Source organism: Mitsuaria sp. GD03876 (assembly GCF_029840635.1).
Lineage (GTDB): Bacteria > Pseudomonadota > Gammaproteobacteria > Burkholderiales > Burkholderiaceae_C > Roseateles.
Map to the genome: position 1 here is coordinate 1 of NZ_JAOCCU010000047.1, position 18,847 is coordinate 18,847.

Consider the following 18,847-nt stretch of genomic DNA (forward strand, 5'->3'; position numbering starts at 1 on the left):
GCTGCTGCAGCACCTGGCCCATCGACAGGCCCGACGGCGAGGTGCGGGGCAGCGGCGCGATCGCCTCGCGCGGCGCGAGCGACAGCTCCAGCCGCGCCGGCTTGCCGGCGAGTTCGCTCAGGATGGCCTCGATGCGGCCGGCGTACTGGCTGCGGATCCAGTCCAGCTTGAATCGGTTGGGGACGCGCAGCGACACCAGGACGGCCGCATGACCGTTCTCTTCCTGCTGGGCGACCTCCGCGGGGGGCAGGGGCCGGATCCAGGTGTTGAATTGCTGTTCAGGCAGTTCGGCGGCCAGGCGTTCGCAGCCGCGCTGCCACAGTGCCGCCCCTGACAAGTCGTCGCTCATTGTGGAAAACTTATTCTTCGAGCGGCCGGATTGTACTGATCCCAGGCCGCGAAGCCAGGGTTATCCACAGATTTTTTGGCTCGGTCAAGTGCTGGTAATCCCCGTGGCCACTCGCATCCGGATTGACCCTGACGCAAATCTTTGCTGTAATCGCGGGTTTTCCGGACGCCCGGACGTAGCTGCGTGGGCCTCCAGTTTTTGAGCGGCTTCCGACATCTCCCGATGTCCTCCGTCCGCCGCGCCATCAGATGGCGCGAGGCGACGGGAAGTTCCGAGATATCCGAAAGAGGTTCATCATGAAACGCACTTATCAAGGCTCCAAGACCCGTCGCGCCCGTACCCACGGCTTCCTGGTTCGCATGAAGACGCGTGGCGGCAAGGCCGTCATCGCCGCTCGCCGCGCCAAGGGCCGCAAGCGCCTGGCCGTCTGAGCGACGTTCCAGTCGTCTTCGCAAGCACCGTGATCGGCCGCATCGTGCGATCGGCCGATTTCGAGCGCGTGCTGGGTACCCCCAGCCGCGCGCGCAGCGCGCACTTCGCCGTGCATCACCTGGCCGCCAGCCCCTCGCTGCCCAAGCGCCGTCCATCCACAGGAACGGCCCACTTGTCCACAGGTGATGCACCGATTCATCCCCAGCCTGTGGATGAAGCGGTTCCCGCGAACGTGGCGCCCACCCCCGCCGACCTGCCTCCCGCCGCGCCCGACCGGGCCTGGCTGGGTTATGTCGTGCCCAAGCGGCACGCCAAGCGCGCGGTCACGCGGGTGCTGCTCAAGCGCCAGATCCGCGCGGTGTTCGGCGAGTTGCCGGACCTGCCGCCGGGCCTGTGGGTGGTGCGGCTGCGCATGCCTTTCGACCGCAAGCAGTTCCCCAGCGCCTCGTCCGACGCGCTGCGCGCCGTCGCGCGCGCCGAGCTGCTGCAGTTGACCCGCAAGCTGGCGCGGCCGCAGGCCGCCGCCGGCTGAACGCGCTTCGGATTTCCGATCATGGCGCCCCGCCCCGGCCTGCCGACGCGCTTGCTGATGGGGCTGGTGCGCGGCTACCAGTTGCTGTTCAGCGCCTGGCTGCGCGCGGGCTGCCGCTACAGCCCGAGCTGTTCGAACTACGCCATGCAGGCGCTGCGCCAGCACGGCGCCGCCGCCGGCACCTACCTGGCGGTCGGACGGATCCTGAGATGCAACCCTTTCTGTCTGGGCGGACACGATCCCGTGCCTGACAATCCGCCCCGCCTGTTCACCCGGCTGCTCGCGCGTCCCTCGGGATGCCGGCCGGGGTCAGCCTCCTCAACCGCCAATCCAAAAGCTTCCCATGACTGATATTCGCCGCACCATCTTGTGGGTGGTGTTCACGATGTCGCTGGTCCTTCTGTGGGACGGCTGGCAGCGGCACAACGGCCAGCCTTCGCTGTTCCACCCGGCACCGGCCAAGGTCGCCACCGCGCCCGCCGGGCCGGCTTCGGCCGCGTCCGCCGCCGCCCTGCCCGCCACGGCGGCCGCTTCCGGCGCCGCGACGACCACCGCGGCCGCGCCCGTCGTCAAGAACGAGCTCGTCACGTTCACGACCGACCTGGTCAAGGCCACCATCGACACCCGCGGCGGCAGCCTGGTGCGCGTCGAGCTGCTCAAGCACGCCGACGACACCAACCCCAGCGGCCATGTCGTGGTGCTGGACCCGATGCGCAACTACAGCGCCCGCTCCGGCCTGCTGAACGTGCCGAACGCGCCGAGCGACCAGACGGTGCTGACGCTGGTCGACGGCCCGCGCGAGATGAAGGACGGCCAGGACACCCTGGTCGTGCGCCTGGAAGGCGAACAAGGCGGCGTGAAGCTGGCCAAGACCTACACCTTCAAGCGGGGCGATTACGCCATCGCGGTGGGCCACGAGGTGACCAACGCCGGCGCCGCGCCGGTGACGCCGCAGCTGTACCTGCAGCTGGTGCGCGATGGCCACATCGATCACACCGGCCCGTCGTTCGCGCCGACCTCGTTCTCGGGTCCCGCGCTGTACACGGACAAGGCGAAGTACCACAAGCTCGCCTTCGACGACCTCAAGAAGGGCAAGGCCGAGTACGAGAAGAACGCCGACGACGGCTGGGTCGCGATGGTCCAGCATTACTTCGTCAGCGCCTGGATCCGCAACGAGGCGGGTCCGCGCGAGTTCAACGTCCGTCCGCTCAACGAGAACCTGTACACCGCCGGCATGGTGATGAACTTCCCGGCCGTGGCGCCGGGCGCGTCGGCCAAGCTGGACAACGTGCTGTACGTCGGTCCGCAGGAAGAGAAGAAGCTCGAGGTGCTGGCGCCGGGCCTGGAGCTGGTGAAGGACTACGGCATCTTCAAGATCCTGTCCAAGCCGCTGTTCTGGCTGCTGGACGTGCTGCACACGCTGCTGGGCAACTGGGGCTGGGCGATCATCCTGCTGGTGGTGCTGCTGAAGGTCGCGTTCTACGGCCTGAACGCCAGCGCGTACCGCAGCATGGCCAAGATGAAGGCGGTGAACCCGCGCATCCAGGAACTGCGCGAGCGCATGAAGGACAAGCCGCAGCAGATGCAGCAGGAGATGATGCGCATCTACAAGGAAGAGAAGATCAACCCGCTGGGCAGCTGCCTGCCGATCTTCCTGCAGATGCCGTTCTTCATCGCGCTGTACTGGGTGCTGCTGTCCAGCGTCGAGATGCGCGGCGCGCCGTGGGTCATGTGGATCCACGACCTGTCGAAGCCCGACAGCCTGTTCGGCCACCTGTTCGGCGCGCCGATCGGTCCGCTGCCGCTGCTGATGACGGCCTCGAGCCTGCTGCAGGTGTGGCTGAACCCGCAGCCGGCCGATCCGGTGCAGGCCAAGATGATGTGGATCATGCCGCTGGCCTTCAGCGTGATGTTCTTCTTCTTCCCGTCGGGCCTGGTGCTGTACTGGCTGGTGAACAACATCCTGTCGATCGCCCAGCAATGGATGATCAACAAGCAGATCGGCGCGATGCCGGCGAAGAAGTAAGGGCAGGCGGCGCGCGGGGGATTCGGCAATTCCTCACGCGCACCCCCCGAGCCCCCGCACCCCGGGGGCTTTTTTTCGTCCGCGCGCAGGCGCTTAATGCGGTTCATGCGGGGTTCGCTTCCCAGTCCGATTCGGGATGACGACTGGGGACCGGAGGCGCGGACGCAGGCTCACGAGAGCCGGCGCCCCGGCCTACCCCGCGCCATCCACGACAACGGCGATGCGGTCCTCGGACGCATCGCCGTTTTTCATGGCCGCGGCGGGAGACGACGCGGGCGAGCCGGCGCAGGAACGCCGCCGGACGCTGCGAGACAATCGCGCCCATGCTGTCGCGACACCAGGATCCCATCGCCGCCATCGCCACCGCGCCCGGACGGGGGGCGGTGGGCATCGTGCGGGTTTCGGCCCCGCAAGACCTGACCCCGCTGGTGACGGCGATCTGCGGTCGCGCGCTCAAGCCGCGCGAGGCGACCTACCTGCCGTTCCGCAGCGCGCAGGGCGAGGCGATCGACCACGGCCTGGCGCTGCTGTTCCCGGCGCCGCATTCCTACACCGGCGAGCATGTGCTCGAACTGCAGGCGCACGGCGGGCCGGTGGTGCTGCAGCTGCTGCTGGCGCGCTGCCTGGAAGCCGATCCCGCGCTGCGGATGCGGCTGGCCGAGCCCGGCGAGTTCACGCGCCGCGCCTTCCTGAACGGCAAGCTGGACCTGGCGCAGGCCGAGGCGGTGGCCGACCTGATCGACGCGAGCACCGAAGCGGCGGCCCGCAGCGCCGGGCGCGCGCTGGCGGGCGCGTTGAGCGGCGAGGTCGGCGGCCTGCGCGATGGGCTGATCCAGCTGCGCATGCTGGTCGAGGCGACGCTGGACTTCCCGGAGGAGGAGATCGATTTCCTCGAGCAGGCCGACGCGCTGGGCAAGCTGCGGCGGCTGCTCGAGCGGGTGGAGGCGCTGCTGGACCGCAGCCGCCAGGGCGCGATCCTGCGCGAGGGCATCAAGGTGGTGCTGGCGGGGCAGCCGAACGTCGGCAAGAGCTCCTTGCTGAACGCGCTGGCCGGCGCGGAGCTGGCGATCGTGACGCCGATCCCGGGCACGACGCGGGACAAGCTGAGCCAGACGATCCAGATCGAGGGCGTGCCGCTGCACATCAGCGACACGGCGGGCCTGCGCGACACCGAGGACGAGGTGGAGCGCATCGGCGTGGCGCGCAGCTGGGACGCGATCGCGGACGCGGACGTGGTGCTGTTCCTGCACGACCTCACGCGGGTCGGCCACGCGGACTACGAGGCCGAGGACGCCGAGATCCGCGGCCGGCTGGCGAGCGTCGATCCGGCGCGGATCCTGCAGATCTACAACAAGGCCGACGCGCATGCCGCGGCGGGCCTGCCGGACGGGGCGCTGACCTTGTCGGCGAAGACGGGCGAGGGCCTGGATGGGCTGCGGCGCAAGCTGCTCGAGCAGGTCGGCTGGCACGCGGTGCCGGAGGGACTGTTCATCGCGCGGGAGCGGCACGTGCAGGCGCTGCGCCGCACGCGCGAGCACATCGAGCTGGCGTTGCTGCAGGCCGAGGCTCAGCCGGCCGCGCTGGACCTGATGGCGGAGGAACTGCGCCTGGCGCATGACGCGCTCGGCGAGATCACCGGCGCGTTCACCGCCGACGATCTGCTGGGGGAGATCTTCAGCAGGTTCTGCATCGGGAAGTGAAGACCTCGCGGCTCAATGCCCGTCGAACGCCACCAGCGAGAACACCTTCAACCCGCCGTCCCGCAGCCGCTTCGAGCCGCCGAGCTCCGGCAGGTCCACGATCGCCGCGCCTTCGATCACCTCGGCGCCCAGGCGCTCCAGCAGCCGCTTGCCCGCCATCATCGTCCCGCCCGTCGCGATCAGGTCGTCGATCAGCAGCACGCGGTCGCCGGCCTTCACCGCGTCGGTGTGCATCTCCACCGTCGCGCTGCCGTACTCCAGCTCATAGGTCTCCTGCACCGTCGTGAAGGGCAGCTTGCCCTTCTTGCGGATCGGCACGAAACCCACGTTGAGCTCGTACGCCAGCACCGAGCCGATGATGAAGCCCCGCGCGTCCAGCCCCGCGATCGCGTCCGGACGGACATCGAAATACCGGTGCACGAACTGGTCGATCAGCACCCGGAACGCCCGCGGGTTGGACAGCAGCGGCGTGATGTCGCGGAACTGCACGCCCGGCTCCGGCCAGTCCGGCACGGTGCGGATCCGCTGCTTCAGGAACGCGATCGGGTCTTCGGTGGGGGCGGCTTGCGGCATGAGCGCGATTGTCGCGCCAGGGCGCCGCTCAGGCCGTCTGCTGCTGACAGATCAGCCGCGCGCGGCCGGCCTGCTTGGCCTCGTACAGCGCGGCGTCGGCGGTCTGGATCAGGCGTTGCGAGGCCTCGCCCGGCTGCGGCACGAAGGACGCCACCCCGATCGACAGGCTCACCGACCGCCGCACCGGCGAGCCCACGTGCTCGATCGCGGCAAGCCGCACGCTGTCCAGGCAGCGCTGCGCCACCACCTGCGCGCCCGCCAGGTCCGTGTCCACCAGCAGCACCGCGAACTCCTCGCCGCCGTAACGGCAGACCGACTCGCCGCCCCGGCCCGCGCAGCTGCGCAGCAGCGTCGCGACCCGGCGCAGGCAGTCATCGCCCGAGACATGGCCGTAGCAGTCGTTGTATTGCTTGAAGTGGTCGATGTCGACCATCAGCAGCGCCAGCGGCCGCCCCGCGCGCGTCGCCCGCTGCCACTCGGTCTGCAGCAGCTGGTCGAACAGGCGGCGGTTGCCCACGCCGGTCAGGCCGTCGGTGGTGGACTGCCGCGCCAGCAGCTCGTTGGCGCGCCGCAGGCGTTCTTCCTGGCGTTTGCGCTCGGTCAGGTCGGTGACGATGCAGACGTACAGGTGGATCGTGTCGGTGCGCACCTCGGCGATCGCCAGCTGCAGGTGCAGCGCCTCGCCGCTGCGGTGGCGCGCGGTGAACTCTCTCGGCTGGCCCAGCAGCGAGCGCGGATCCAGCGGCGCGTCCGGCGCGTTGCCCGCTTCCGGCGCCTGCGTCGTGCCCATCAGCATGCCCAGGTGCACGCCCTGCAGCTCCGCCGCGGTGAAGCCGAACAGCTGCTCGCAGCTCGGATTGGCCTCCAGCACGTGGCCGCCGGAATCCAGCGTCAGGATGCCGTTGGCCGCGGACTCGATCGTCGCGCGCAGCTGCGCGCGGCTCGCCGCCAGCCGCTGCTGCTCGTGGATCAGGTCGGTGACGTCCATCCGCACGCCGACGATTCCGCCCGAGGGCGTGCGCGACTCGTAGATCCGCAGCCACATGTCGTCGTGCACGCGCTGCAGCAGCGGCGTCGTCTGCTTGCCGCGCGCCTGCTTGCGCTCGTCCAGCCACTCGGGCTCGCGGCCGCGCGCCTCGGGCACGCCGCCGCGCGACAGCGACTCCCGCACCAGGTCCTCGAAGGTGCACTTGCGCTGGAAGTGCCGCAGCATGTGCGGATAGATCTCCACCAGGCGGCGGTTGTAGGCGATCAGCCGGTCCTCGGCGTCGAAGATCTCGACGCTGGCGGGCAGGGCGTCGATCGCCTCCTCCATCGTCCGCTGCGCGAGCCGGGCGCGCGCCTGGGTCCGGTTCAGCGTCGACACCACCGCCACCGCCAGCAGCACCGTCAGCGTCAGCGACGCCACGCCGATCCACGCCAGCCAGTTCTCGACCGCGTAGCCGCCCAGGGTGACCGTCAGCACGATCGCCTGCAGGCCGACCAGCAGCGCGAACGCCAGCAGCGGCCAGGTGCGGAGTTCGGCGAATCGGTTCATCGGCGGGCTCGGGGCCCCGGGGCGGGGCGTCCAGAAAAAGGTGGCTGATCCTAGCCACCGAGGCCCGGGATGAACACCGCTCCACGGGGGGAGAAGCGGGTTCCGGCGACGCCCCCACGTTGGTGGGGTGCCACGCATTGTGAGTGACGGTGTACGAAAGGGCGCGACGCGCCCTTTCGTCCGCCTTGCGCGCGTCGCGCGCGCCGGGTCAGCCGCCGCGGGTGACCGGCATGTCGCCGGCGCCGGGCAGCGTCATGTGTCGCGACAGCTCCAGCTTGGCCAGCGAGTTGCGGTGCACCTCGTCCGGACCGTCGGCGAAGCGCAGCGTGCGCTGGCCCGCCCACATGTAGGCCAGCGGCGTGTCGTCGCTGACGCCCATGCCGCCGTGGACCTGCATCGCCCAGTCGATCACCTTGAGCGCCATGCTCGGCGCGACGATCTTGATCATCGCGATCTCCGCCTTGGCGACCTTGTTGCCGACGGTGTCCATCATGTAGGCCGCCTTGAGCGTCAGCAGCCGGGCCTGCTCGATGCTGCAGCGCGCCTCGGCGATGCGTTCCTGCGTGACGGTCTGCTGCGCGATCGTCTTGCCGAAGGCCACGCGCGAGATCGCGCGCTTGCACATCAGTTCCAGCGCCCGCTCGGCCGCGCCGATCGAGCGCATGCAGTGGTGGATGCGGCCCGGGCCGAGGCGGCCCTGCGCGATCTCGAAGCCGCGGCCCTCGCCCAGCAGGATGCTGTCCACCGGCACCCGCACGTTCTTGAGTTCGATCTCCATGTGCCCGTGCGGCGCGTCGTCGTAGCCGAACACGCTCAGGTGGCGCTTGACGGTGATGCCCGGCGTGTTGGCCGGCACCAGCACCATCGACTGCTGCTCATGGCGGCCGGCCTCGGTGTTGGTCTTGCCCATCACGATGTACAGCGCGCAGCGCGGATCGCCGGCGCCCGAGGACCACCACTTCGTGCCGTTGATGACGTACTCGTCGCCCTGGCGCTCGATGCGGCACTGGATGTTGGTCGCGTCCGAGGAGGCCACGTCGGGCTCCGTCATCAGGAACGCGGAGCGGATCTCGCCGCGCAGCAGCGGTTCCAGCCAGCGGTCCTTGTGCGCCTCGGTGCCGTAGCGCTCGATCGTCTCCATGTTGCCGGTGTCGGGCGCGGAGCAGTTGAAGACTTCCGGCGCCCAGTACACGCGGCCCATGATCTCGCACAGCGGCGCGTACTCGAGGTTGGACAGCCCCTCCGGCGCGCGCGGCGAGCGCGGCAGGAACAGGTTCCACAGCCCGGCGGCGCGCGCCTTGGGCTTGAGCTCCTCGATCACCTTCGTCGGGATCCACGCGTTGCCGGCGCGGCGGTTCGCGTCGATCTCCTCGTGATAGCGGCGCTCGTTGGGGTAGATGTGCTCGTCGAAGAACGCCAGCAGGCGCTCGCGCAGCTGGTCCACCTTGGGGCTGTAGTCGAAGTTCATCTGGAGGTCTCCGGTGGGCGGCGTGGGCCGGTGATCGGGGCGTGCCGTGCGGCGGATCGGCCGCGGTGTCAGCCGCGTTGGCTGCGATAGCGGAGGTACTGCGCGTACAGCGCCTCCATCGTGGTGGACCGTTCGTCCGCGTGCAGCGGATGCGACGGCGCGTAGTTGCACACGCGCAGCAGCCAGTCGCCGGGCGAATCCCCGGCCGGCGGCGCCACGTCGAGCACGTTGATGCAGGCGGGCGACTGGACCCAGCTGCCGAGCATCGCGCGCTGGCCGCCGGTCACCGCGTGCGACAGGATGGCCGCGTTGACGACGCCATGCAGCACCAGCAGCGCGCAGTCCCAGTCCGGATCGGCCTGCAGCCGAGCGACGCCGCCGAGCACGCGGTCCAGCAGCTCGCCGACGCTCTCGCCGTTGAGGAAGCGCTGCGATTCCGCGACCGGGCTGCGCTGCAGGCCGGTGAAGGCCTGCGCGAGGTCTTCCTTGGCGATGTCGCCGAGGCGGCCGCCGCGGATCTCCTGCCACTCCGGCCAGATCCGCGGCTTCAGCTCGGACTGGCCGGCATGGCGCAGGACCAGGTCGGCGGTCTCGACGGTGCGCGGCAGGCCCGACACGATCGCGCGGTCGAAGCGCACGCCGGCGGCGCGGAAGGCCTCGCCGGCGGCTTGCGCCTGCGCGATGCCGTCGTCGTTGAGCCGCACCTGCTCGGGCAGCACCGGGCGTCCGGTCGTGCCATCGAAGTAGGTCACCGCGCCATGCCGCATCAGGTAGACGCGGCGGCGATGCGGGGTGCGGGGCTGGGTGTCCAACATGGGCGGCAGTGTGGCGCAACGCCGGAGGGCGCACTGTCACGCAGGCGGCAGGCCCGCGGACCGGGCCACAATTCGCGCGCCGCCCGCGCGGCCGATCTTCGCTCTCCTCCTGACGCCTTGGTGACAAGCCCCTCCCCGCTTCCCTTTCATCGCCCGCACGGCCCGCACGCGGCCGGCGAGGTCCCGTTGCGCGACGACATCCAGGCGCTGCGCGCGATCGCCGTCCTGTGGGTGCTGCTGTACCACGCGCAGCTGCCCGGCGCGTCAGGCGGCTACCTCGGCGTCGACATCTTCTTCGTCATCTCCGGCTACCTGATCACCGGGTTGATCCAGCGCGCGCTGGGCCGCGGCGACTTCTCCTTCCGCGCCTTCTACGGCCGGCGCGCGCGGCGGCTGCTGCCGGCGGCCTACGTCGTGCTCGGCGCGACGCTGCTGGCCGTGCCGTGGGCGCTCAACCGCAGCGAGCAGATCGACTTCGCCGGCCAGCTGCTCGGCGCGCTGGGCTTCGCCAACAACGTGGTGCTGTGGCGCCAGACCGGCTACTTCCAGGGCGCGTCCGACCTCAAGCCGCTGCTGCACTTCTGGTCGCTGGCGCTGGAGGAGCAGTACTACCTCGTGCTGCCCGCGTTGCTGGTGTTCAGCCCGGCGCGATGGCGCGCCGGGGTGGCGATCGCGATGACGGCCGCGAGCCTCGCGCTGCTCGCGTGGTGGCAGTCCTGGGATGCGAGCGGCGCCTTCTACCTGCTGCCGACACGCGCGTGGGAACTGGGACTCGGATCGATCGGCGCGTTGATGACGGGGCCCGGCGTGTTCGCGGACGACGCCGCGCGGCAGGCGGCGCTGCAACGCGCGCTGCGCCTGCTGGCCTGGCCCGCCTGGGCGCTGCTGCTGATCGTGCCGACGATGCCGCAGGTGCTCGGTGCCTCGCATCCGGGGCCGGCGGCGCTGGTCGTCAACCTCGCGACGCTGGTGCTGCTGCTGCGCGAGCCGGCGCGCCTGCCGCGCGTCGCCGCGCCGCTGATCCGCATCGGCGACTGGTCGTACGCGTTGTACCTGGTGCACTGGCCGCTGCTGGCGATCCTGCACAACGCCTGGGTCGGCCTGAAGGCCAATGCCGGAGGACAGGCGTCGCTGGCGTGGTGGCGCGTCGGCGCGGTGCTGCTGGCCTTCCCACTGGCGTGGGCGCTGCATCGCGCGGTCGAGCGGCCGGCGAAGGCGCTGCTCACCGGACGGCGCGGCGCGATGGTCCTGGGCTCGTGCACCGTGGCGCTGGCGGTGGGCGGCGTCGCGCTGGCGCTGCACAAGCCGGCGCCGGGCGCGGTCGATTTCGTCGAGCTGCGCAAGCCCAACTACGGCCTGTCCGCCAACTGCGATGCCGAGGAGCCGTTCGACGGCCGCGAGGATTGCCGCACGCGTCCCGGCGCGCGCTGGATGGTGTGGGGCGATTCCTATGCGATGCACCTGGTGCCGGGGCTGGTCCGCGTGGCGGGCGACCAGGGGTTGGTGCAGGCGACGAAGTCCTCCTGCGGGCCTTTCCCCGGCGTCACGCCGGTGCGGCCGGAACTGGGGCCGGGCCACAGCTTCGCGCCGCCGTGGATCGAGCAGTGCCAGGCCTTCAATGCGTCGGTGCTGCGTTGGCTGGGTCGGCATCCGGAGATCGAGACGGTGGTGCTGTCGAGCTTGCTGACGCAGTACCTGGATGAGGGCAAGTACGAGCTCGAGCGCACGCGCGGCGGCGAGCGCCTGCGGGGCGAGGCGGCGATGCGCGCGGCGTTGCTGGCGGATGTGGGCGAGACGGTGCGGCGGCTGCGCGCGATGGGCAAGCGGGTGATGGTGGTGGCGCCGCCGCCGTCGGCGCCGTTCGACATCGCGGGTTGCCTGGAGCGCCGCCAGGCGCGTCGATGGACGATCGGCGCGACGCCGGGTTGCGTGATCGACGAGCGGGAGGACGAGACCCGGCGCGCCGCCGAAACCCGCTTCATCGAGGTCTTGGCGTCATCCGACCCCCGTCTGCCGGTGCTCCGTTTCGAACCGCTGCTCTGCAACGGAGGGACCTGTCAGGTCGAACGGGACGGCGTGCCGCTCTACCGGGACCAGGGGCATCTGAGCCGCGAGGGCTCGAAGCTGCTGATGCCGGCCGTGATGTCCGAGGCGGTCGGCGAACGTCAACTGGCCCTGCTGCGCAGTCCTCGGTAGCAAAACCGTCGCAGGACGGTGGTGGTTGAGGACGGCAGTGCGTGGGGTTCAGGCGCTTGCCGCCTGTGGCCCCACGTACTGGCGGCCGGCGCCCGGCTCCTGGCAAGCCAGCTCCCCTGCCTACCCCACCAACAACCCATGTTCCGCCCGCGCGATGGCTTCCGGCGTCCCGGAGACCACCAGCGTGTCCCCGCCCTGGAGCACGAGCTCATCGCTCGCCTCCTTGACGGCCCCATTGGGCCGCCTGACCGACACCACGCTGACGCCCCACCCGGCGAGCCCGACCTCCCCGAGGGTGCGTCCTTCGAGGAGGCTGGCCATTGGCAGGCTGATGGACTGCAGCCGTTCCTGATCGCGTTCCTCCAGCGTGTCGTCGTCCGCGCCGTGGAAGTAGCCGCGCAGCAGCCCGTACCGGCGATCCCGCGCATCCCGCGCGATCCGCAGCACGCGCCGCATCGGCACGCCGACGAGCGCGAGCGCATGGCTGGCGAGCATCAGCGAACCCTCGATCGCCTCGGGCACGACCTCGGTGGCCCCGGCGGCGCGCAGTTTCTCGAGGTCGGTGTCGTCGATGGTCCGCACCACCACGGGCACGTGCGGCGCGTGTCCCCGGACCTCATGCAGCACCTTCAGCGCCGACGGCGTGTCGTGGTACGAGATGACGACCGCGCTCGCCCGGGTCAGGCCGGCGGCGATCAGGCTGGGCAGCCGCGCGGCGTCGCCGAACACGACGCTCTTGCCCGCGGCCGCCGCCTGGCGCACCCGGTCCGGATCCAGGTCCAGCGCCATGTAGGGGATGTGCTCGGCCTCCAGCAGCGTCGCCAGGTTCTGCCCGCTGCGGCCGTAGCCGCAGATGATCACGTGCGCGTCGGTCTTGATCGACTTCTTGGCGATCGTCGTCAGCTGCACCGACTGCAGCAGCCAGTCGCTGGCGGACAGCTTCATGACGATGCGGTTGCTGTGCTCGATGATGATCGGCGTCAGCAGCATGGACAGGACCATCGCCGCCAGCACCGGGCTGACCCACTGCGCCGCGATCAGGTTCTGCTGCGCGCCCAGCGTCAGCAGCACGAAGCCGAACTCGCCCGCCTGGGCCAGGTAGAGGCCGGTGCGCAGCGCCACGCCGGTCGGCGCCTTGAACAGCTTGGCCAGTCCCGCGACCAGCACGAACTTGGCCAGCGTCGGCACCAGCGTCAGGATGATCACCAGCGGCCATTGGAAGACCAGCGTCTGCCAGTCCAGCCGCATCCCGATGGTGATGAAGAAGAGCCCGAGCAGCACGTCGTGGAACGGCCGGATGTCGAGTTCCACCTGGTGCTTGTATTCGGTCTCCGCGATCAGCATGCCGGCCACGAACGCGCCCAGCGCCAGCGACAGCCCCGCGTGCTCGGTCAGCCAGGCCAGGCCCAGCGTCACCAGCAGCAGGTTGAGCATGAAGAGCTCCTGGCTCTTGCGCCGCGCCACCAGCGTCAGCCAGCGCCGCATCAGGTGCTGGCCGCCGGTCAGCAACAGCACCAGCAGCAGCGTCGCCTTCAACCCGGCCCAGCCCAGCGACTGCAGCATCGCGCTGCCGCTGCCGCCCAGCGCCGGGATCAGCACCAGCAGCGGCACCACGGCCAGGTCCTGGAACAGCAGCACGCCGACGACGCGCCGGCCGTGCTCGCTCTCGAGCTCGAGCCGCTCGGCCATCAGCTTCACGACGATCGCGGTGGAGCTCATCGCCATCGCCGCGCCCAGCACCAGCGCGCCCTGCCAGCCCAGGTCCCAGGCCCAGCCCATCACGCCGAACAGCCAACGCAGCAGCAGGTTGCCGGCCATGGTCCCGCCGATGGTGATCACCACCTGCAGCAGCCCCAGCCCGAACACCATCGAGCGCATGCTGTGCAGCTTGGGCAGGTTGAATTCCAGGCCGATCGCGAACATCAGGAACACGACGCCGAACTCGGCCAGGTGCTGCACGCCGGGGACGTCGCTGGCCAGCGCCAGCGCGTTCGGACCGATCAGCACGCCCACCACCAGGTAGCCCAGGATGGGCGGCAGTTTCAGCGAACGGCACACCACCACGCCCAGGACGGCGGCGATCAGATAGACGAGGGTCAGGTCCAGCGCGGTGAGCATGGCGGCGATGGTACTGGGGCTTGGCGAAGGTCCCGTCCGAGGCGCAAACTACCCGCCTTATGCATCGGGCGCATGCCCGCATGTGCACTCGGCTTTGCCGGACGTGGCGGGACGGCAGGGCTTCGGGGTACCGTTCGCGCCACCGAAAAGTTACGGAGCATTTCATGCCCAACCTGTCTTTCGTTTCCCCCACGCGCAACAGTCCCTGGGGTACCTACCTGTCCCAGATCGACGCGGTCGAGCCCTACCTGGGCAAGCTGGCCCGCTGGGTGGAAACGCTGCGCCGGCCCAAGCGCGCGCTGATCGTGGACATCCCCATCGAGCTGGACAACGGCACCATCGCCCACTACGAGGGCTACCGCGTGCAGCACTCGCTGACCCGCGGTCCCGGCAAGGGCGGCGTGCGCTACCACCCGGACGTCACGCTGGAAGAAGTGATGGCCCTGTCGGCCTGGATGACGGTCAAGAACGCCGCGGTGAACCTGCCCTACGGCGGCGCCAAGGGCGGCATCCGCCTGGACCCGAAGACGCTGTCCCAGAAGGAACTGGAGAAGGTCACCCGCCGCTACACCAGCGAGATCGGCATCATCATCGGCCCGACGCAGGACATCCCCGCGCCTGACGTCAACACCAACGGCCAGATCATGGCCTGGATGATGGACACGTACTCGATGAACGTCGGCGCGACCGCCACCGGCGTCGTCACCGGCAAGCCGATCCCGCTGGGCGGCTCGCTGGGCCGCGTGGCCGCCACCGGCCGCGGCGTGTTCGTCGTCGGCCGCGAGGCGATGCGCCGCCTGGGCGTCGAGATGGAAGGCGCCCGCGTCGCGGTGCAGGGCTTCGGCAACGTGGGCTCGGTGGCCGCCAAGATGTTCGCCGCCAACGGCGCCGTCGTCGTGGCCGTGCAGGACCACACCGGCACCATCCTCAACGAGAAGGGCATGGACATGGCGTCCCTGCTCGACCACGTCGCCCGCACCGGCGGCGTCGGCGGCTTCTCGGGCGCGGACCGCATCGACAACGAGAACTTCTGGGACGTGAAGTCCGACATCCTGATCCCCGCGGCCCTGGAAGGCCAGATCACCGGCGAGCGCGCCAAGCGCGTGCAGACCCGCGTGGTGATCGAGGGCGCCAACGGCCCGACGACGCCGGACGGCGACGCCGTGCTGGCCGACCGCGGCATCATCGTCGTCCCCGACGTGATCGCCAACGCGGGCGGCGTGACGGTCTCCTACTTCGAGTGGGTGCAGGACTTCTCGTCGTTCTTCTGGACCGAGGACGAGATCAACGTCCGCCTGGACAAGATCCTGGTCGGCGCCTTCAAGGGCATCTGGGACACGGCCGAGCAGCACAAGATCCCGCTGCGCACGGCGGCGTTCACCGTGGCCTGCACGCGGGTGCTGCAGGCCCGCGAAGAGCGCGGCCTGTACCCCTGATCCGCCCCCGCGGGTTTCTCGCGGTTACGGAAGCAACGGGCCCCTCGGGGCCCGTTTTTTCATGTCGACGCGAGGTCTCAATGCGAGATCTTCGTGCCCAGCACCGCCAGGAACTGCGCGATCCAGGCCGGATGCGCGGGCCAGGCCGGCGCGGTGACCAGCTTGCCGTCGGTCACCGCCTGGTCGACCGGGATGTCGGCGTAGCTGGCGCCCGCCAGCTCGACCTCCGCGGCGCAGGCCGGGTAGGCCGAGACCTTCTTCCCGCGGATGATCCCGGCCGCGGCCAGCAGCTGCGCGCCGTGGCAGATCGCGGCGATCGGCTTGTCGGCCTGCGCGAAGTGCTGCACCAGCGGCAGCACGCCCGGCATCGTGCGCAGGTACTCCGGCGCGCGGCCGCCGGGGATCACCAGCGCGTCGTAGTCCTCGGGCTTCACGGCGTCGAAGCCCGCGTTCAGCGTGAAGCGGTGGCCCGGCTTCTCCGAATAGGTCTGCGCGCCCTCGAAGTCGTGGATCGCGGTGAGGACGACGTCGCCGGCCTTCTTGCCGGGACACACCGCGTCGACGCGATGCCCCACCGCCTGCAGCGCCTGGAACGGCACCATCAGCTCGTAGTCCTCGACGTAATCGCCGGCCAGCAACAGCAGCTTCTTGCCCATCGCGTCTCTCCAGAGTCGGGTTGCGGAGCGCCGATTCTGGGAGGCCGCGTTCGTCAGGGCGATGAATCCGTCATGTACCCGCGTCGGCGTCGCGGGCTCGCAGCGCCGGCGAGGCGATGACCGCCAGCGTCCAGCAGATCCAGGCGGTCCACATCGTGTGGCTGGGGTAATGCGCGCCGCGCGCCAGCTGCGCCAGCCCGTACAGCACGCCCAGCGTCAGCACCAGGCCGAGCGCCGCGCGCGCCTGCGCCGGATAGGCGCGGCGCAGCATGAAGAACAGGCTGAAGAAGGCGAAGGCGGAGCTCGCGTGCCCCGACGGGAAGCAGTGGCCCGGGCCGCCATCCAGCACCCCGAAGCGCCAGTGCGACACGTAGCGCGCGACGCCGCCGAACTCGGCCAGGTCCCAGGGGCAGCTGGTGGTGCTGCCCTGCTTGAGCAGCGGGATCAGGATGAGGCTGAGCGTCGTCAGCGCCACCGCGCCCCAGCGCTCGCGCCGCGTCAGGGCCGGCCACAGCGGCCGCACCGCGTTGACCAGCAGCATCACCGCCAGCCCGGTCGTCAGCCAGCGCCCGCCCTGGTGCAGCAGCCCGGCGGTGACCCAGTGGTCGCGCAGCGCGAAGCCGTGCGCGTCGCCGAAGAGCCGCACGACGGCCAGGTCCCAGCCCGCGAGGTCCCAGGCCAGCAGCGTCGCCAGCGAGAGCAGGGCGATCAGCAGACCGCGCCGCAATTCCGGCAAGGGCAGCGCGCCGGCGCCCGGCAGGCCGGGCAGCGCGGACGATCCGGCCGCGTTCAGCGGCAGGGGCACGAGGGAGGACAGGGGCGTCGGCTTCACGGAGCGCGAGTGGGCCCGGATGCCCTGAAGTCGCGCTGAAGTTAAGCTGAAGCCCCGCTGAAGACGTCCCGCCGACGCTTCGCCGGGGCCCGCGCCGTGACGGACGCCGCGCCGCGGCCCCCCAGTGGCGGCGGCTACGATCCGGACCGGTCCGCGATTCGCCTTCACGTATTCCTCACGACCCCTCCTCGCGACGCCCATGCGACTGCTGCTGCTCGAAGACGACGAACTGCTCGGCGAGGCCCTGCGCGACTTCCTGCGCGACGAGGGCCACGCGGTGACCTGGGCACGGCGCCTGTCCGAGGTCCTGCCCCGCCAGCACGAGGAGTTCGACGCGCTGCTGGTCGACTGGCAGCTGCCCGACGGCTCCGGCCTGGACTGGCTGCGCGGGCTGCGCCAGCGCGGCGTGGCGGTGCCGGCGCTGATGCTGACCGCCCGCGACCTGCTGGCCGACCGGCTGCAGGGCCTGGACGGCGGCGCCGACGACTACCTGGTCAAGCCCTTCGCGCCCGAGGAACTGGCCGCGCGGCTGCGCGCGGTCAGCCGCCGCCATGCCGGCGCGAGCAGCTCGCAGCGCCGCCATGGCGACGTGGTGCTGGACCTGGCCGCGAAGCGCGCGTCGCGCGGCGGCCATCCGGTCGAGCTGACCGCCCGCGAATGGGCCGTGCTGGAAGCGCTGGCGCAGCGCGGCGGCAGGCTCTATCCGAAACGCGACCTCGAGCTGCAGGTCCTGGGCGACGACGCCGAGGTGCAGAGCAACGCGCTCGAGGTCCACGTGTCCAGCCTGCGCCGCAAGCTCGGCCGCGAGCTGATCGAGACCGTGCGCGGCCTGGGCTACCGGCTCGGTCCCGAGGCGCCGTGAACGCCGCCACCGGCCCGCGCCGCCCGACCATCGCCGGCCGGCTGGCGCGCCAGCTGCTGCTGATCTCGGCCTTCTGGGCGTTGCTGGCGGGCGTGAGCGTCTGGCTGGTGGTGCAGGAGGAGGTCGACGAGCTGCTGGACGAGACGCTGCAGGCGTCCTCGCAGGTGCTCGGCCAGCTGCTGCGCCAGAACCAGGCGATGCCCACCGAGATCGCCGACAGCGACGACCTCAGCACCCATTTCGCCTGGCAGCTGGTCGGACCGGACGGTCGCCTGCTGCATCGCTCGCCGCTGGCGCCGGTCAAGGCCTGGAAGCTGCCGCCCGGCTTCAGCGACTGGCAGGACGACGGCACCGACGGCGACGACTGGCGCGTCCACGTGCGCCCGCTGCCGACCGCGGCGGGCCCGGGCTGGTTGATGGTCGCCCAGACCAGCGCGGAGCGGAAGGAAGTCCGCAGCCGGGTCGGGCTGGCGAGCGCGCTGTCGGCGCTGCTGGTCGGCGGGCTGTGCATGCTCTGGATGAACCGCCGCGCCAAGGCCGAGCTGGCGCCGCTGGGCGAGCTGGCCGCCGCGCTGGCCGACTACGACCCGCTCGACACCCGGCAGCTGCTGCCCGAGCAGCAGCGGCGCGAACTGGCCGAGATCCGGGCCGCGGTGCTCGACCTCGGCCAGCGGCTTGCGCAGCGCGTCGCCAACGAGCGCGCCTTCTCCGCCCACGCGGCCCATGCGTTGCGCACGCCGCTGGCCGGCATGGACGCGCAGCTGGCGATGGCGCTGCGCGAGGCGCCGCCCGAGGCGCGCGGCCGGCTGCAGCGCACGCGCGAGGCGGCCGACCGGCTGCGCCGCGTGGTGACCGCGCTGCTGACGCTGTTCCGCACCGGCATGAGCCTGCACTGGCAGCGCGTCGACCTGATCGAGCTGCTGGCGCTGCTGCCGCTGCCCGAGGGACTGGCGCTGGACCTGCCCGAGGCCGAGGGCGGCATCGACGCCGATCCGGACCTGCTGTCGGCGGGCCTGATCAACCTGCTCGACAACGCCTGGCGGCATGGCGCCTCGCGGGTGCTGGTGCGGCTGCACCGCCTGCCCGACGGCGGCCTGATGCTGCACCTGAGCGACAACGGCGAGGGCGTCCCCGACTGGCAGCGCGTGGACCTGAACGACGCGCTCGAACGCCAGCAGTACGAGGGCCGCATGGGTCTGGGCCTGATGATGGCCGACCTGATCGCCCGCGCCCACGGCGGCGACCTGCGGCTGCCCGCGGCCAGCGAGGGCTTCGCCGTGGCGATGCGGCTGGGCGCGGCGCCGGGCTGACCCCG

17 protein-coding genes are annotated in these 18,847 nt (G+C 70.9%); 9 read left to right on the forward strand and 8 right to left on the reverse strand.

Annotation, left to right across the window (positions count from 1 at the left end; genetic code table 11):
• Nucleotides 1–349 (reverse strand): DnaA N-terminal domain-containing protein (locus tag N5D62_RS23035; RefSeq protein ID WP_279760280.1); only part of this gene is annotated, 349 nt, incomplete at its 3' end.
• Nucleotides 350–645: 296 nt separating this feature from the next.
• On the opposite strand from N5D62_RS23035, the gene rpmH reads away from it, so the two are divergent.
• From rpmH to mnmE, 5 genes are all read left to right on the forward strand, one after another.
• The gene (gene rpmH / locus N5D62_RS23040; RefSeq protein ID WP_067065970.1) at nucleotides 646–780 is read left to right on the forward strand and encodes a 50S ribosomal protein L34; all 135 of its coding nucleotides are present in this window, start codon (nucleotides 646–648) and stop codon (nucleotides 778–780) included.
• Between the two features lie 233 nt (nucleotides 781–1,013).
• Nucleotides 1,014–1,313 carry a ribonuclease P protein component gene (locus N5D62_RS28295; RefSeq protein ID WP_347881832.1) on the forward strand — a complete coding sequence of 100 codons (300 nt, stop codon included), beginning with the start codon at nucleotides 1,014–1,016 and terminating at the stop codon, nucleotides 1,311–1,313.
• A gap of 39 nt (nucleotides 1,314–1,352) precedes the next feature.
• Nucleotides 1,353–1,664, forward strand: coding sequence for a membrane protein insertion efficiency factor YidD (gene yidD, locus N5D62_RS23050; RefSeq protein ID WP_279760330.1), 312 nt, complete (start codon nucleotides 1,353–1,355; stop codon nucleotides 1,662–1,664).
• Nucleotides 1,657–3,339 (forward strand): membrane protein insertase YidC, encoded by a 1,683-nt coding sequence (yidC, locus tag N5D62_RS23055; protein ID WP_279760284.1) that lies wholly within the window; start codon nucleotides 1,657–1,659, stop codon nucleotides 3,337–3,339. The genes yidD and yidC overlap by 8 nt, the downstream gene beginning before the upstream one ends.
• A 323-nt stretch (nucleotides 3,340–3,662) precedes the next feature.
• A complete protein-coding gene (gene mnmE / locus N5D62_RS23060) occupies nucleotides 3,663–5,039 on the forward strand; it encodes a tRNA uridine-5-carboxymethylaminomethyl(34) synthesis GTPase MnmE (RefSeq protein WP_279760285.1) in 1,377 nt (458 codons plus the stop codon).
• 12 nt (nucleotides 5,040–5,051) lie between these two features.
• On the opposite strand, the gene N5D62_RS23065 is transcribed toward mnmE, so the two are convergent.
• The 4 genes from N5D62_RS23065 to N5D62_RS23080 form a co-directional block, all read right to left on the reverse strand.
• The gene (locus tag N5D62_RS23065) at nucleotides 5,052–5,612 is read right to left on the reverse strand and encodes an adenine phosphoribosyltransferase (protein WP_279760286.1); all 561 of its coding nucleotides are present in this window, start codon (nucleotides 5,610–5,612) and stop codon (nucleotides 5,052–5,054) included.
• A 28-nt stretch (nucleotides 5,613–5,640) separates the two neighbouring features.
• Entirely contained in the window at nucleotides 5,641–7,149 is a 1,509-nt protein-coding gene (locus N5D62_RS23070; protein WP_279760287.1) for a diguanylate cyclase, read from the reverse strand.
• Nucleotides 7,150–7,357: 208 nt separating this feature from the next.
• A complete protein-coding gene (locus N5D62_RS23075) occupies nucleotides 7,358–8,617 on the reverse strand; it encodes an acyl-CoA dehydrogenase family protein (RefSeq protein ID WP_279760288.1) in 1,260 nt (419 codons plus the stop codon).
• Nucleotides 8,618–8,685: 68 nt separating this feature from the next.
• The gene (locus tag N5D62_RS23080; RefSeq protein ID WP_279760290.1) at nucleotides 8,686–9,432 is read right to left on the reverse strand and encodes a histidine phosphatase family protein; all 747 of its coding nucleotides are present in this window, start codon (nucleotides 9,430–9,432) and stop codon (nucleotides 8,686–8,688) included.
• A 186-nt stretch (nucleotides 9,433–9,618) separates the two neighbouring features.
• Between N5D62_RS23080 and N5D62_RS23085 the strand changes: the two genes are divergently transcribed.
• Nucleotides 9,619–11,628, forward strand: a complete 2,010-nt coding sequence (locus N5D62_RS23085; protein WP_279760291.1) for an acyltransferase family protein — start codon at nucleotides 9,619–9,621, stop codon at nucleotides 11,626–11,628.
• A 120-nt stretch (nucleotides 11,629–11,748) separates the two neighbouring features.
• Here N5D62_RS23085 and N5D62_RS23090 read toward each other — a convergent pair whose 3' ends face one another.
• The gene (locus tag N5D62_RS23090; RefSeq protein ID WP_279760292.1) at nucleotides 11,749–13,746 is read right to left on the reverse strand and encodes a monovalent cation:proton antiporter family protein; all 1,998 of its coding nucleotides are present in this window, start codon (nucleotides 13,744–13,746) and stop codon (nucleotides 11,749–11,751) included.
• A 164-nt stretch (nucleotides 13,747–13,910) separates the two neighbouring features.
• Between N5D62_RS23090 and N5D62_RS23095 the strand changes: the two genes are divergently transcribed.
• The gene (locus N5D62_RS23095; protein WP_279760293.1) at nucleotides 13,911–15,182 is read left to right on the forward strand and encodes a Glu/Leu/Phe/Val dehydrogenase; all 1,272 of its coding nucleotides are present in this window, start codon (nucleotides 13,911–13,913) and stop codon (nucleotides 15,180–15,182) included.
• 77 nt (nucleotides 15,183–15,259) lie between these two features.
• Here the strand turns inward: N5D62_RS23095 and N5D62_RS23100 are convergent, their stop codons facing one another.
• Nucleotides 15,260–15,838, reverse strand: a complete 579-nt coding sequence (locus N5D62_RS23100) for a DJ-1/PfpI family protein (RefSeq protein WP_279760294.1) — start codon at nucleotides 15,836–15,838, stop codon at nucleotides 15,260–15,262.
• Nucleotides 15,839–15,908: 70 nt separating this feature from the next.
• Nucleotides 15,909–16,670 (reverse strand): phosphatase PAP2 family protein, encoded by a 762-nt coding sequence (locus N5D62_RS23105; protein WP_279760296.1) that lies wholly within the window; start codon nucleotides 16,668–16,670, stop codon nucleotides 15,909–15,911.
• A 199-nt stretch (nucleotides 16,671–16,869) separates the two neighbouring features.
• Between N5D62_RS23105 and N5D62_RS23110 the strand changes: the two genes are divergently transcribed.
• Entirely contained in the window at nucleotides 16,870–17,532 is a 663-nt protein-coding gene (locus tag N5D62_RS23110; RefSeq protein WP_279760298.1) for a response regulator transcription factor, read from the forward strand.
• Nucleotides 17,529–18,842 (forward strand): sensor histidine kinase, encoded by a 1,314-nt coding sequence (locus N5D62_RS23115; RefSeq protein ID WP_279760299.1) that lies wholly within the window; start codon nucleotides 17,529–17,531, stop codon nucleotides 18,840–18,842. Before N5D62_RS23110 ends, N5D62_RS23115 begins: the two co-directional genes overlap by 4 nt.
• Nucleotides 18,843–18,847: the final 5 nt, after the last annotated feature.

Bases quoted from the DNA above. Each gene is read 5' to 3' on its own strand.
- rpmH (WP_067065970.1), top strand. From the start codon at position 646: ATGAAACGCACTTATCAAGGCTCCAAGACCCGTCGCGCCCGTACCCAC.
- yidC (WP_279760284.1), top strand. From the start codon at position 1,657: ATGACTGATATTCGCCGCACCATCTTGTGGGTGGTGTTCACGATGTCG.
- mnmE (WP_279760285.1), top strand. From the start codon at position 3,663: ATGCTGTCGCGACACCAGGATCCCATCGCCGCCATCGCCACCGCGCCC.
- N5D62_RS23065 (WP_279760286.1), bottom strand. From the start codon at position 5,612: ATGCCGCAAGCCGCCCCCACCGAAGACCCGATCGCGTTCCTGAAGCAG.
- N5D62_RS23070 (WP_279760287.1), bottom strand. From the start codon at position 7,149: ATGAACCGATTCGCCGAACTCCGCACCTGGCCGCTGCTGGCGTTCGCG.
- N5D62_RS23075 (WP_279760288.1), bottom strand. From the start codon at position 8,617: ATGAACTTCGACTACAGCCCCAAGGTGGACCAGCTGCGCGAGCGCCTG.
- N5D62_RS23080 (WP_279760290.1), bottom strand. From the start codon at position 9,432: ATGTTGGACACCCAGCCCCGCACCCCGCATCGCCGCCGCGTCTACCTG.
- N5D62_RS23090 (WP_279760292.1), bottom strand. From the start codon at position 13,746: ATGCTCACCGCGCTGGACCTGACCCTCGTCTATCTGATCGCCGCCGTC.
- N5D62_RS23095 (WP_279760293.1), top strand. From the start codon at position 13,911: ATGCCCAACCTGTCTTTCGTTTCCCCCACGCGCAACAGTCCCTGGGGT.
- N5D62_RS23100 (WP_279760294.1), bottom strand. From the start codon at position 15,838: ATGGGCAAGAAGCTGCTGTTGCTGGCCGGCGATTACGTCGAGGACTAC.
- N5D62_RS23110 (WP_279760298.1), top strand. From the start codon at position 16,870: ATGCGACTGCTGCTGCTCGAAGACGACGAACTGCTCGGCGAGGCCCTG.